The sequence below is a fragment of the Mycobacterium sp. E3198 genome, assembly GCF_001667015.1.
In the GTDB taxonomy this organism is placed as follows: domain Bacteria; phylum Actinomycetota; class Actinomycetes; order Mycobacteriales; family Mycobacteriaceae; genus Mycobacterium.
The window spans coordinates 16,477-29,730 of record NZ_LZIS01000128.1 but is presented as its reverse complement, the minus strand read 5'-3'; the positions used below and the strand labels follow the sequence as shown (position 1 = coordinate 29,730).

Genomic DNA, 13,254 nt, shown 5'->3' with positions numbered 1-13,254 from the left:
GACGTCGACGCAGCAGCACCTGCGCGGCGATCACACTCCGGCGCCCCCTGATGCTGGGTACGGTTGCGGCCGCGATGCTCGCGATGGTGGGCGGACGCGGGCACCGCCTCGGCGCATCCGACCTTGTTGGTTACCGATCCCACCGGACAGAGCGCCGTAGACGCATCCCTGCACCGCGGCCGCAACCGTACCCAGCATCAGGGGGCGCCGGAGTGTGATCGCCGCGCAGGTGCTGCTGCGGCGACCGTCTGTGGGCTGCGCGGAGGCCGGCGTGCGGTGAGGTGTCACGGTCATGGTGAGTGCGTGTGCAATTTCTGGGACCATCATCTACTATGTGGGTACGTAGACAGTACATCGTCGTTGACGGCGTGATCGATTGGGGCGTCTACCGCAGCGCAGGTGAGCAGAAAGGATTGGCCGTGTCGAAGTCCGCGACCATTCCGGAGATATCCAGCGACTGACCGCCGAACGTCAAGGGCGGAACGGCTTTCCCAGAGCCTCGTAATGTAATCCAGCGAACCGGGAGGTACACATGACCGAAACACCACAAGCCACAGGCGAATCCAGCACCGTCATAGCAGACCGGAACCGACCCGGCCGCCTCACCCAGGTCGCGGCGGTGGTGGGAATCATCGCCGGGATCGTCTTCGTCGTCGGGGCCGTCTTTTTCTCGGGATTTTTCCTCAGCTCCGGATGGGGACATCACAGCCAACCACAGGTGATGCGCTGCGAGATGGGCGGACCCGGCGGGAAAATGGGAGGAATGGACGGAATGGGCGGCATGATGGGTCCCGGTGGCATGGGACCGATGGGGCCGATGGGTCCTGGACAGTCGCCGTCGTCGACACCGACCTCTCCGCCTCCGAGCGCGCCGCGACCGTAACGGCCTAGGCGCACAACCACAGCAGAGATCCCGCGGCCGGACACGGGCGATCCTTGTCCGGCGCCGCGGGACGTTCGGCGGAACGTGTGCCACCGCAGGCTGCACCTGGCAGTCGCGCATCGGGCAACAGCGCACTTCCGCTCGCCGTGCGACCCGTCCAGGGACACGTCAGCGGACACGGGGTTATCGCTGCCGGACCGGGCGGGCGGTTAGGTGAGCATGAACGTGATCAAATTACGTTGGCTCGGTGACGGTTTCGAATGTGATGCGCCGAGCAGAGTGGCATCACAGTGTCGGCGTCTGTGCTCGGCGGCCGGCGCAACCGACTGATTCGATGCTCGCCAACGGATGGGCGGCTGTGGCCGTCATGCTGCGGCGAGGGCGTATGTAACCTTCTCGTCTGATTTGTACTATCTATGTACGTAGGACGTCATGTAGTCCTCGCATCGGTGCTCGGTGACCGAGCAAGTGGCGGACGGGCGCCAAACGCGCCGAGGGCATCTCGGGGCTCGCCCCGGCGTGGTGCGGTCTAATCGCGGCGTTGAGTGACCTGGGCGGCGGGCCCGTCCGGATCGGTTTCCAAAATCCAGCAGACCGTGGAGTGGTCGTGTTCGGTGGGCGCGCCTCGCGACGCGCGGTCGAGAAGGCCTTGCAGGTGGCCTTCCAGGGCGACGAGCTCGGCGATCTGCGCGCGGACTTGGTCGAGGCGGCTGTTCAGGACCTGTCGAACGTGCCCACAGGGCGCCTCGCCGCGATCGTGGATCGCGAGGATTTGGCGCACCTTCTGCAACGTCAGCCCAGCCGCTTGACCCCGGTGGATGAACAGGAGCCGGTCCACGATCTCGGGCCCGTAGTCGCGATAACCGGACGCGCTTCGCGCCGGCGCGGGTAGCAGGCCCGAATCCTCGTAGAAGCGGATGGTCTTGGTGCTGGTGTTGGAGAGCTTCGCCAGCTCGCCGATCTTCACGCGGCCCTCCTTGACCTTCCAGTGCACTGGAAGGATAACACTGGGAGGGTGTCATGGGATCGGAGGTTCTCGCGGTGAGCGTAGCGGTCGTCTCGGTGCCAGAAATCTCGTGCTCCGCGTGCCAGACGGCCATCGAAGGGGCGCTCAACCCGCTCGGTGGCGTCCGCGCGGCCGTTGTCGACATAGCGGCCAAGCGAGTGACGGTGGACTTCGACGACGCCCTGATCGGTCGCGACGCCCTGGTGGCCGCGATTGAGGGCCAGGGTTACACGGTCCGTACGGATGGCTGACGCCGTGACACAAACCACGACCGCCCCCGCGAGCCTCGACTTTACGGTCGAGGGGATGACCTGCGGGTCGTGCGCGGCGCGCGTGGAACGGATCCTGGGTAGACAACCTGGAGTCCGATCCGCATACGTCAACTACGCCACATCGGGCGCCCGGGTGGTGCTCGACAACGAACCGGCCGACTCGGCAGCGCTGTGCGCCGCGGTCGAACAGATCGGCTACCGGCTGAATCCAACCGAAACGGCCACACCGCCCGACGCGCGCCGTGAGGAGGCCGCGGTCGAACGAGCGTGGCTGCGCCGGTTGATCGTGGGCTGGCCACTCGCACTGGCGGTCGGCTATCTGGCGATGTTCTCCGGAACGCTGCGCACGCAACCGTGGGCGCACTGGGCCGAATTCGTTCTCACCACACCCGTGCAGTTCTACGTCGGCTGGCCCTTCCTGCGCGAGGCCGCGCGCCGCGCTCGGCACCTCACCGCGAACATGGACACCCTGATCGCGATGGGCACCCTTGCGGCGTACATCTTTTCGAGCGTTCGGCTGCTGTTCTTCGGCGGCGACATGTATTTCGAAAGCGCCGCGCTGATCATCGCTTTTTTGGTGCTGGGCCGCTACTTCGAGGCGCGGGCAAAACGGCGGGCCGGCAAAGCGATTCGCGCACTGCTGGAACTGGGCGCCAAGCAGGCCCGCGTGTTGCGTGACGGGACGGAGGCCATGATCCCGGTCGAGCAGGTGCGGGTCGGCGACCTGATGCGAGTGCGGCCGGGCGAAAAAGTGCCCACCGATGGCGAGGTCATCGACGGCGCCAGCGCCGTGGACGAGTCGATGCTGACCGGAGAGTCGGTACCGGTGGAAAAAGCGGTGGGATCACCGGTGACCGGGGCCACGGTGAACACCAGCGGCGTGCTCACCATCGCGGCCACGGCGGTCGGGTCGGCCACCGCACTCGCCCAGATCGTGTCGCTCGTCTCGGCGGCGCAGGCGGGCCGGGGTCATGCCCAGCGGCTGGCCGACCGGATTTCCGCGGTGTTCGTGCCCACCGTCATCGGCATTGCCGCGCTGACCTTCACAGGCTGGTGGCTGCTCGGGCACGACCCGGTGGCCGGGCTGATTGCCGCGGTCGCCGTATTGATCGTGGCGTGCCCCTGTGCGCTCGGATTGGCAACCCCCATGGCGCTCATGGTCGGTACGGGCCGCGGCGCCCGCATGGGCATCTTGATCAAGGGAGTGGAGGCGCTGGAACGTACCCGCGCCATCAGCACGGTGCTCTTCGACAAGACCGGCACACTCACGCTTGGCGAGATGTCGGTGGCCGAGGTGCTGGCCACTGCGGAGGCCGACCGTGACGATGTCTTGCGCGCGGCCGGCGCCGCGGAAGCCGACAGCGAGCATCCGATCGGGGTGGCCATCTCGGCGGCCGCCCGGGCCAGATTCGGCGCGCCCAGGCCGGTGCGCGACTTTGCGGCGCTCCCGGGCCAGGGCGTGCGCGCGACGGTCGACGACCTCACCGTCATGGTGGGCCGGCGCGTGCTGTTTCTCGACGCGGGATGGGCGATGCCCGCCGACCTGGCCAGCGAGGCGCAGCGGCTGGAGGAGTGCGGCAACACCGCGGTGTTCGCGGGCTGGGCCGGCCGGGTGCGCGGCCTGCTCGCGGTGGCCGACACGGTCAAACCCGACGCGGCCGCCGTCGTCCTGCGGTTGCGCCGCATGGGCCTGCGGGTAGCGATGATTACCGGCGACAACGCCCGCACCGCGGATGCGGTTGCCGCCCGGCTGGGCATCGATCGGGTGCTGGCTGAGGTGCTGCCGGCCGACAAGCAGGCCGAGGTAGCCGCGCTGCAAGCCGCAGGCGAGGTCGTGGCGATGGTCGGGGACGGCATCAACGACGCACCCGCCCTGGTGCAAGCCGACTTGGGCATCGCGATCGGCACCGGAACCGACGTCGCCATCGAATCGAGCGACCTGACCCTGATGCAGGCCGACCTTGGGGGCGTTCCCGCCGCGATCGCGTTGTCCCGCCGCATCTACCGCACCATCGTGCAAAACCTGGGCTGGGCGTTTGGCTACAACGCCATGGCGATCCCGTTGGCCGCGGCCGGCCTGCTCAACCCGATCATCGCGGGGGCGGCGATGGGAATCTCCTCGATCAGCGTGGTCGTTAATTCCCTGCGCTTGCTGCGCTTCTCCGAAGGTTCAAGGGAGCGATGAGCGTCGCGGTCTGCCTGCTGATCTACAGCTTCGCCGTTGCGACGCTGGCACCGTCGGTGCTGCTGCGGTTGACGCGGGCGGGCACCGTGCCGCGGCTGGGGGTCATCGCATGGCTGGCCGCCATGGTCAGCGTTGTCGCGACATGGGTGACTGCGTCGGCGTTCCTCGTCGTGTCCATCACCCGGAATTGGCGTCGGCCGGGCCGGCTCGCCACCGCCTGTTTCGCGGCGCTGCGCCGGCTCGCCGAGGGCGAGTCTGGGCCGGTACTCCAGGCGGGGCTGGTCGTGCTGGCCGTCGGCGTGACCGGCGCGCTGGGCCTGTTGGGTTGGCGGCTGGCCAGATCGCTGGGGCGGGCAGCGGCGGGTGGCCGTGGGCACGCCGAGAGGGCCCGCGTGATCGGCCGGCGAATCCCCGGGGTGGACGCGGTCGTGCTGGATGCGCCCGAGCGCGCCGCCTACTGCGTGGCCGGACGCCCGGACACCATCGTCGTCACCAGCGCGGCCCTCGATGCGCTCACCGATCGCCACCTGCAAGCGGTGTTGGCGCACGAGCGGGCCCATTTGGCCGGCCGCCACCACTTCGTGCTGGCCTTCGCGCGCGCATTGGCGGCCGCGATTCCCTGGTCGGCTCTGTTCAGCACAGGCGCTCGGCAGATCGCCCGGTTGCTCGAGATGGCCGCCGATGACGCCGCCGCGCGTAGCCACGGCCCGCAGACGCTGCTCGACGCGCTGTTGGCGTTGTCGCTGGGTGCCCGGGCGCCGCTTGGTGCGGTCGCAGCAACCGGAACCGACGTGCTCGCCCGGGCGGAACGTCTGGCCGCGCCGTCCGCCGTCCGAAATCGGTGGAGAAGTCGGCTGTTGCTCACCGCCACAACGCTTCTCATGGTCGGCGGACCGCTGATCCCCGCCGTCCTGGCCGCGGCCGGCGCGACATGGTGCTACTCCGGAGTCGGCTAAAGCTTTTCTCGGCTTGGGCGGTCACGCCGTCACTGCATCCCGGTTTGGGCTTGCCGCCGACGGAGCCCGCAACCGCCGCTCATACACTGACCCCTCGTGGGCATGCTGTCTGGTTTTGCGCCGTGGATCGTCTATTGGGCGCTGGTCGGTAACGTCCCGTTCGCCGCCTCGGCGTTGATCGCCCTGGCGATTGCCGTCGCGGCGTTGGCGCTCGGAGCCTCTGCGCGCACACCGTTCCAAATCGGCAGTGCCGCAGCGTTTCTGGTGCTGACGATAGTGACCTTTGCGCTCGGCGACTTTCTTGACCAGCGGTGGATCTTGCCGCTGAGCAACGCCGGGATCCTGCTGGTTGCGCTCGTCGGCGCGCTGGTCGGTCGGCCATTCGCGCGGGACTTCGCCGCCGCCGAACAGCCCGATGACATCGCCAGGACGGAGCTTTTCGCCCGGCTCGTCCGGGTGCTGTCCTGGGCCTGGGTCGTCGCGTTCGCGGGCATGACGGTGTCGTCGGCGGTCCCGCCGCTCGTGGACCCAAACGCCGGCCTGCAGGACACCGCGCCGTTGTCGTACGCCGGCTACTGGATCATCCCGTTCTCGCTGCTGGGACTGGCGGCGCTGGCGTCGCGGGCGCTGCCCGACCGGATGCTGGCGGGAATCGATGACGTCGCCCGGGAGACCTCGTTCGTCGCCTACGACGAGGCCACCATCGACGAGCTGTACTACCTGGCCCAGGAACACGCCAACCGCGAGGTCGGGCCCGGCAAGGAGGCCTACAACGTCAAGGTCGGGGGGATGGGGACCCCGCTGACCGGCGACGAATCGCGAAAGTCGTGGCCTTCTACCTACAAAGTGCGCGATAAGCGTCGCTAGACACGCCAAAATCGGCTCCATGGCGTCCACTCGCCTGACGGCGTCGCGTGCGTGGCCGGCGACGGGCACGGTGTTGCTCATGGTGGCGGCCCGCGGGTCGAAACCCCGCCCCCGCTGTGGGTGCCACCGCTCAAGGAGCTGACCACCCGCACCGGGACGGTCCTGACCATCTCCCCGGGCCAACTGTTGACCGCCACCAACGGCGTTGCACCGGTGGCGTTCCGCAAGCCCGGGCACGGCACCGTCGCCTACGGCGCGTACGGGCCGATGACTTACACCCCGGACGCCGGGTTCACCGGCACCGATCAGCTTCCGGTCACCGTCAGCCACGCCGTGCGGCTACGGGGTGAGATGCACCGCCGCCGGGTGGGCGCAGCCCTGCCGTAGTCACGACGGAGTTGTCCGGGGTGTCCAGAACCCACACGCTCCCGTTCGCGAAATCGGTCGCGTACACGCGTTGCCTGTCGGGGCTTACGCTCCGCCGCCGCGGCAGCTCACCTGCTGCGACGCGGGTGGTGGCCGCGGTCGCCGTGTCGATCACCATGACGGTGCCGCCGCCGGCCTCCTCGCCGCGGGCATTGGACGCGACATACACGCGGCGGCCGTTGGGGCTCACGGCCATCCCGGTGACGAACCCGTCGATCGCGGCGAAAGCCACGGCGACGCCGTCGGCACGGACGGCCGATATCCAGGCGCCACCACCATGACCAAACAGGTCGCCATTGGCCAGTTAGAGGTATCCCCGTCGGGGCTGACGACCGCCGCCGTACTGCGGGGCTTGGCCGCGCGCGGTTGGGCTACGTTGGTGTCATCGGAGTGCCCCGCCAAGAGGAGCAGCGATGAACGCGCCCAGTCCCGACGCCGTCCGCGCGGAAACGGTCACCATCACCGGCCACGGCGGCGACGAGATCGAGGCTTACCGGGCGAGCCCGCTGGCCGAGGAATCGCGCGGCGGAATCGTGTGGATCCACCACATGCCCGGCTACGACCGGGAAACCAAGGAATTCGTCCGCCGGCTCGCCGTCAGCGGCTATCACGCGGTGGCCCCCAACCTGTTTTCGCGCGAGGCCCCGGGTGCCGCGCCCGACGACGCCGCGGCGACGGTGCGGGCCGCCGGCGGGGTGCCCGACGAGCGGCTGGTGGGCGATGTCGCGGGCGCGGTCGAGCACCTGCGGTCGCTGCCCGGCGCGAACGGGAAGTTCGGGGTCATCGGGCACTGCTCGGGCGGCCGGCACGCGTGCCTGGCCGCATGCTCGCTGCCGTTCGACGCCGCGGTGGACTGCTACGGTGCGTTCATCGTCGAGGACCTGCCCGAGGGCATGCCCAAGGCAATGCAGCCGATCCTGCACCTGGCGGGCAACCTGAGCTGCCCGATGCTGGGGCTGTTCGGGGCCGACGACCGCTTCCCGGCACCGCCCGCGGTGGCCGCCCTGGACGCCGAGCTGACCAAATTCGGCAAGCCGCACGAGTTCCACTCCTATGAGGGCGCGGGCCACTCGTTCTTCTCCGTCGACCGGCCGGCCTACCGGCCCGAGGCGGCGGTGGACGGCTGGCGCCACATCGACGAGTTTTTCGCGACCCACCTGAAAGGCTAGGCGCACCAAGGCATGTGCACTTACCTCACCGAACACGTGCGGATCGACGGCAGCGGCAAGGGGGCGACGGGGTGGTTCGGCGCCAGCGCCGCCACCGTGTACGTCGACCACCCCGTGCACGCGCCGTACGGCCACACGGTCAACATCGACGTCATCAACCCGGGCCTGGGCCCGTCGGCGCGGGTCGCCCTCGAACTCACCGAGGAGAGCGCGTTGGCGCTCGCCGACGCCATCCACCGGGCGATCGCCAACGCCCCGGTCGGGCTGGCATCCAGGGACCAGACGTGACCGCCGGGCGCGACTACCCGGAAATGGCCGCCGCCCGCGGACGCGTCGAGCCCGCGCCGCGCCGCGTCCGCGGCTACCTCGGCGACGAGCTGGTTTTCGACACCACCGCCGCCCGCTACGTGTGGGAATTGCCTTACTACCCTGCGTATTACATCCCGCTGGAAGATGTGCGCACCGAGTTCCTCCTCGACGAGGACCACCCGCAGCAGGTGCAGCTCGGGCCGTCGCGGCTGCACTCCCTGGTCGGCGCCGGCCGGACACACCCCTCGGCGGCGCGGGTGTTCGACGCCGGTGACGGTCCCGTGGCGGGCACCGTTCGCTTCGAATGGGACCCGTTGCGGTGGTTCGAGGAGGACGAGCCGATCTACGGTCACCCCCGCAATCCGTATTCGCGGGTCGACGCGCTGCGCTCCCACCGCCACGTCCGCGTCGAGCTCGACGGAATCATCCTCGCCGACACCGGATCTCCGGTGCTGCTGTTCGAAACAGGCTTGCCCACAAGGTATTACATCGACCCGACCGACATCGCGTTCGAGCACCTGGAACCCAGCCCCACCCAGACGCTGTGCCCATACAAGGGTGTGACGTCGGGCTACTGGTCGGTGCGGGTAGGCGACGCCTTGTTCCCCGACCTGGCGTGGACCTACCACTACCCGCTGCCCGCGGTCGGCCAGATCGCCGGCCTGGTCGCCTTCTACAACGAGAAACTCGACATCAGCGTCGACGGCGTGGCGCTGCCGCGGCCCCGGACCCACTTCAGTTAGCGTGCGGTGAGCAATTTATTCCGCGATGGGACGCGCGGGAATCCGCAAAATGTGACATTGACCTCTTTTGGCCGGAATTCTAAGAGACTCTTATTTAGCGGCGCCGGCGACGGGCGAGGCGCCCGTTAGCCGGGGCGCGGAAAAGACTGGTAATACCCGAAATTGGATTCGCTCGCCACTGGCCGCCGGCGCCCTCGATAACAGATCTCTAAATGTGCATCGAGTGGCCGGTGTGACGTGTCCGACAGCGCCGATGTCGATTTCTTTTTGCCCGAAATTCGCTCGGTAAAATTTGACTTCAAGCAGCCATCCACGGCGGTGGGGTCCGGTTCATGCAAGGCGCGCGGCGCCCAGCGAGCGCGCCGGACCACTACGAAGACAGCAAAGGCGGTGCCAGCATGCTCGCAGTGAACCACCGAAACCGGGCCGGGGACGACGCGGTCATCGAGTTGGGAGCGGCGGCCGGGTTCCCGATCGTGGTCCAGGTCGCCGTGCGCCGGGGTCCGATCAGCGGCATCGCCGCCAGCGCCGACGGCACCCGGCTGATGGTGACCAACTACGCCGACGACAGCGTCTCGGTCATCGACACCGACACCTGCCGCGTCGAGCAGACCATCGCGGTCCTGCCCGAGCCCTTCGCGGTCGCCGTGGCCGCCCGGGACGCCAACCGGGCCTACGTCAGCACCGTGACCCCGGCGTACGACTCGATCGGGGTCATCGACGTGCCGACCAACACCGTCGTCGCGAGCCATCCGTTGGCGCACAGCCTGAGCGACCTGGTCGTGAGCCCCGACGGGAACCACGTCTACGCGAGCCGCAACGCCGCCGGCGGTGCGGATCTCGCCGTTCTGGACGCCAGGACCGGCCGCGTGGCCGAGGTGGCGTGGGCGAACCGGCCGGGAACCACCACCGAATGCGTGCGGGCCAGCTCGGACGGGGGCCGGTTGTACGTCGCCACGAACGGGCCCACCGGCGGCCAGCTGGTCGTCATCGACACGCGCGCGCCGTCGCGGCCGCGCGTGCTGGGCACCGTCGAGATCGGCCTGCCCATCCGCGACGTCGCGCTCAGCCCCAACGGGGCGCTCGCGTACGTGGCCAGCTGCGCTCCCGAGCTGGGCGCGGTGATCGACGTCGTCGACACGCGCACCGCCAAGGTCACCGGCACGCGCAAGATCGGCGAGCTCGGCATCCTGACCGGCTTGACGCTGAGCGGCGACGGCGACCGCGCCTACCTGGTCAGCGACGACGGCATCACGGTGTTGTGCACGCTCACGCACGACGTCATCGGCACCCTCGGCGTCGCCGACCAGCCGTCGTGCGTGGTCGAAAGCGCCGACGCGAAATACCTCTACATAGCCGATTACGCCGGCGTCGTCACCGTGGCGCCGGTCGCCTCGATCGTGGCGCTGGGCATCGAGACGTCGGTGCACGAGAGCGAGACCCCGACCGAGTGGGTCGTGCCCGAGCTGCCGCCCTGCGAGCCGGCCCTGGCCTGACGCATCGCCGGGCAAACCCGACAACTCGCGCTTAAAACGCACATTGTCGGGGGAACCCGTTTTCTCACAGCCATGTGCGGCGATAGCATTCGCCCGACCGCACAGGTGGCGGTGTCGCGCCGAGACAGTGAGGCGGTACCTCGATGGACAGCACGATGCAGGACTATCCGTTGACGATCGCCGCGATCATGCGGCACGGCTGCGGCGTCCACGGAGCGCGCACGGTCACCACCGCCACCGGCGACGGTTACCGGCGCATCACCCACCAAGAGCTGGGCCAACAGGCCGCGCAGTTGGCAAACGCGTTGCGGCGCCTCGGCGTTACCGGGGACCAGCGTGTCGCGACGTTCATGTGGAACAACGCCGAACACCTGGCGGCCTACCTCGCGGTGCCGTCGATGGGCGCCGTCCTACACACCCTCAACATCCGCCTGTTCCCCGAGCAGATCGCCTACGTGGCCAACGAGGCCGAGGACCGGGCGGTGCTGGTCGACGCGTCGCTGGTCAAACTGCTCGCCCCGGTGCTCGGGGAACTCAAGACGGTGGAGACGGTGATCCTGGTCGGCCACGGCGACCCCACGCCGCTGCAGGCATCCGGCAAAACGGTGCTGAGCTACGCCGAGCTGCTTGCCGCCGAATCCCCCGACTTCGAATGGCCGGAGGTCGACGAACGGTCCGCGGCCGCCATGTGCTACACCAGCGGCACCACCGGCAACCCGAAAGGCGTTGTCTACAGTCATCGTTCGAGCTATCTGCACGCCATGGCGGCGTGCACCACCAACGGCATCGGCGTGGGCGCCGTCGACAGCGTGCTGCCGGTCGTGCCGATGTTCCACGCCAACGCGTGGGGGCTGCCGTACGCGGCGCTGCTGGCCGGCGCCGACCTGGTGCTGCCCGACTGTCACCTCGACGCCCGCTCGCTGATCGGCATGGTCGAGGAGCTGCGGCCCACGGTGGCCGGCGCGGTTCCCACCATCTGGAACGACGTCCTGCACCGCCTGGAGGACGACCCCGAGCACGACATGTCGTCGCTGCGCCTGGTGGTCTGCGGCGGCTCGGCCGTTCCAGTGTCGCTGATGCGCACCTTCGAGGAAAAGCACGGCGTCCAGATCCGTCAGCTCTGGGGCATGACCGAAACGTCGCCGATGGCCACGATGGCGTGGCCGCCGCCGGGAACGCCCGAAGACCAGCACTGGGCGTTCCGCGCGACGCAGGGCCAGCCGGTGGGCGGAGTGGAGATGCGGATCGTCGACGACGAGGGCGTGCCGCTGCCCAACGACGGCGAGGCCGTCGGCGAGGTGGAGGTCCGCGGCCCGTGGATCGCCGGCTCCTACTACCTGGGGCATGACGACTCCAAGTTCGACTCCGGCTGGTTGCGCACCGGCGACGTCGGCCGCATCGACGAGCGGGGCTTCGTCACCCTGACCGACCGCGCCAAGGACGTCATCAAGTCCGGCGGGGAATGGATCTCGTCGGTCGAGCTGGAGAATTGCCTCGTCGGGCACCCCCAGGTGCTGGAGGCCGCCGTCGTCGGGGTGCCCGACGAGCGGTGGCAGGAACGGCCGCTGGCGGTCATCGTCGCCAAGCACTCGTCGTTGAGCGCCGAAGATTTGCGGAAGTTCCTTGCGGACAAGGTGGCCCGGTGGTGGCTGCCCGAGCGGTGGACGTTCGTCGACGAGATCCCGCGCACCAGCGTCGGCAAGTACGACAAGAAAGCCATCCGGGCGCGATACGCCGAGCACGGCTATTGGGTGGTCGAGGCCCGCGACTGAGGGGGCAACTATCGTGCGCGACCAGACGCATAATCGCATAGCTCCGCATCCGATCGTGCGATTTTCTGTCTGCTCGCGAGAAGGTGAGGGGCGTACATGAGCCTGCGCGTCGTTCAGTGGGCGACCGGGTCGGTCGGCACCGCCGCCATCAAGGGCGTGCTGGACCATCCCGAGCTCGAACTCGCCGGCTGCTGGGTGCACTCGGATGCCAAGGCCGGCAAGGACGTCGGCGAGATCATCGGCACGCCGCCGCTGGGCGTCACGGCGACCACCAGCATCGACGAAGTGCTCGCGCTGGACGCCGACGCGGTGATCTACGCCCCCTTGCTGCCCAGCGTCGAGGAAGTCGCGGCGTTGCTGCGCTCGGGCAAGAACGTGGTGACCCCGCTCGGGTGGTTCTACCCGAGCGAAAAGGAGGGCGCCCCACTGGAAGTCGCCGCGCAGGCCGGCAACGCGACGTTGCACGGCGCCGGGATAGGGCCCGGCGCGGCCACCGAGCTGTTCCCGCTGCTGCTGTCGGTGATGTCGACGGGCGTGACTTTCGTTCGCGCCGAGGAGTTTTCCGACCTACGCACCTATGGCGCACCGGATGTACTGCGCTACGTGATGGGCTTCGGCGGTACGCCCGACAGCGCTCTGACCGGGCCGATGCAAAAGCTGCTCGACGGCGGCTTCACCCAGTCGGTCCGGCTTTGCGTCGACCAGCTGGGCTTCGCCGCCGGTCCGATCCGGTCATCCCAGGAGGTGGCTGTGGCGACCGCGCCGATCGACTCGCCGATCGGGGCGATCGAGCCGGGCCAGGTCGCCGGGCGCCGCTTCCACTGGGAGGCGCTGGTGGGTGACGCGGTGGTCGTGCGGATCACCGTGAACTGGCTGATGGGTTCCGAAAACCTCGACCCGCCTTGGTCTTTCGGCCCCGCCGGGGAACGCTACGAGATCGAGGTCCGGGGCAACCCGGACACTTTCGTGACGGTCAAGGGGTGGCAGCCGGAAAGCGTGGAGGCGGGGTTGCAGAGCAATCCCGGGATCGTCGCCACCGCCGCGCACTGCGTCAACGCGGTGCCCGCCACCTGCGTGGCACCGGCCGGTATTCAAAGCTTCTTCGACCTGCCGCTGATCACCGGGCGGGCCGCGCCCGGGTTGGCGCGGTAACGCCGCGAAAGCCCGCGG

The 13,254-nt window shown here is 68.9% G+C and carries 13 protein-coding genes; 12 read left to right on the top strand and 1 reads right to left on the bottom strand.

Features of this window, described 5'->3' with window-relative positions; all coding sequences use genetic code 11:
* Positions 1-1,412 precede the first annotated feature (1,412 nt).
* Complete coding sequence (locus A5673_RS14755) at positions 1,413-1,850, bottom strand: hypoxia response transcriptional regulator (RefSeq protein WP_068233447.1); 438 nt, start codon at positions 1,848-1,850, stop codon at positions 1,413-1,415.
* A gap of 74 nt (positions 1,851-1,924) precedes the next feature.
* Between A5673_RS14755 and A5673_RS14750 the strand changes: the two genes are divergently transcribed.
* The 12 genes from A5673_RS14750 (at position 1,925) to A5673_RS14695 (ending at position 13,236) form a co-directional block, all read left to right on the top strand.
* Positions 1,925-2,140: a heavy-metal-associated domain-containing protein gene (locus A5673_RS14750; protein ID WP_197518385.1), complete on the top strand. Its 216-nt coding sequence runs from the start codon at positions 1,925-1,927 to the stop codon at positions 2,138-2,140.
* Entirely contained in the window at positions 2,133-4,346 is a 2,214-nt protein-coding gene (locus A5673_RS14745) for a cation-translocating P-type ATPase (protein ID WP_068233437.1), read from the top strand. The genes A5673_RS14750 and A5673_RS14745 overlap by 8 nt, the downstream gene beginning before the upstream one ends.
* Positions 4,343-5,302 carry a M56 family metallopeptidase gene (locus tag A5673_RS14740; protein ID WP_068233433.1) on the top strand — a complete coding sequence of 320 codons (960 nt, stop codon included), beginning with the start codon at positions 4,343-4,345 and terminating at the stop codon, positions 5,300-5,302. Before A5673_RS14745 ends, A5673_RS14740 begins: the two co-directional genes overlap by 4 nt.
* Positions 5,303-5,398: 96 nt before the next feature.
* Entirely contained in the window at positions 5,399-6,169 is a 771-nt protein-coding gene (locus A5673_RS14735) for a hypothetical protein (protein WP_068233431.1), read from the top strand.
* Positions 6,170-6,220: 51 nt separating this feature from the next.
* Positions 6,221-6,556: an Ig-like domain-containing protein gene (locus tag A5673_RS14730; protein WP_156748235.1), complete on the top strand. Its 336-nt coding sequence runs from the start codon at positions 6,221-6,223 to the stop codon at positions 6,554-6,556.
* Between the two features lie 20 nt (positions 6,557-6,576).
* Positions 6,577-6,876, top strand: a complete 300-nt coding sequence (locus tag A5673_RS14725) for a hypothetical protein (RefSeq protein ID WP_156748234.1) — start codon at positions 6,577-6,579, stop codon at positions 6,874-6,876.
* Positions 6,877-7,008: 132 nt separating this feature from the next.
* Positions 7,009-7,764, top strand: a complete 756-nt coding sequence (locus A5673_RS14720) for a dienelactone hydrolase family protein (RefSeq protein ID WP_068233423.1) — start codon at positions 7,009-7,011, stop codon at positions 7,762-7,764.
* Between the two features lie 12 nt (positions 7,765-7,776).
* Positions 7,777-8,052 (top strand): DUF6295 family protein, encoded by a 276-nt coding sequence (locus A5673_RS14715; RefSeq protein WP_068233422.1) that lies wholly within the window; start codon positions 7,777-7,779, stop codon positions 8,050-8,052.
* 23 nt (positions 8,053-8,075) lie between these two features.
* Entirely contained in the window at positions 8,076-8,816 is a 741-nt protein-coding gene (locus A5673_RS14710; RefSeq protein ID WP_082958745.1) for a DUF427 domain-containing protein, read from the top strand.
* A 398-nt stretch (positions 8,817-9,214) separates the two neighbouring features.
* Positions 9,215-10,312, top strand: a complete 1,098-nt coding sequence (locus tag A5673_RS14705; protein WP_068233445.1) for a YncE family protein — start codon at positions 9,215-9,217, stop codon at positions 10,310-10,312.
* A gap of 143 nt (positions 10,313-10,455) precedes the next feature.
* A complete protein-coding gene (locus A5673_RS14700) occupies positions 10,456-12,084 on the top strand; it encodes a long-chain fatty acid--CoA ligase (protein WP_068233417.1) in 1,629 nt (542 codons plus the stop codon).
* A 96-nt stretch (positions 12,085-12,180) separates the two neighbouring features.
* A complete protein-coding gene (locus A5673_RS14695; RefSeq protein ID WP_068233414.1) occupies positions 12,181-13,236 on the top strand; it encodes a dihydrodipicolinate reductase in 1,056 nt (351 codons plus the stop codon).
* The last annotated feature ends 18 nt before the right edge of the window (positions 13,237-13,254 follow it).

Excerpts from the sequence above, each read along its gene's own strand:
- A5673_RS14745 (WP_068233437.1), top strand. The coding sequence starts at position 2,133 with ATGGCTGACGCCGTGACACAAACCACGACCGCCCCCGCGAGCCTCGAC.
- A5673_RS14740 (WP_068233433.1), top strand. The coding sequence starts at position 4,343 with ATGAGCGTCGCGGTCTGCCTGCTGATCTACAGCTTCGCCGTTGCGACG.
- A5673_RS14720 (WP_068233423.1), top strand. The coding sequence starts at position 7,009 with ATGAACGCGCCCAGTCCCGACGCCGTCCGCGCGGAAACGGTCACCATC.
- A5673_RS14715 (WP_068233422.1), top strand. The coding sequence starts at position 7,777 with ATGTGCACTTACCTCACCGAACACGTGCGGATCGACGGCAGCGGCAAG.
- A5673_RS14710 (WP_082958745.1), top strand. The coding sequence starts at position 8,076 with ATGGCCGCCGCCCGCGGACGCGTCGAGCCCGCGCCGCGCCGCGTCCGC.
- A5673_RS14705 (WP_068233445.1), top strand. The coding sequence starts at position 9,215 with ATGCTCGCAGTGAACCACCGAAACCGGGCCGGGGACGACGCGGTCATC.
- A5673_RS14700 (WP_068233417.1), top strand. The coding sequence starts at position 10,456 with ATGGACAGCACGATGCAGGACTATCCGTTGACGATCGCCGCGATCATG.
- A5673_RS14695 (WP_068233414.1), top strand. The coding sequence starts at position 12,181 with ATGAGCCTGCGCGTCGTTCAGTGGGCGACCGGGTCGGTCGGCACCGCC.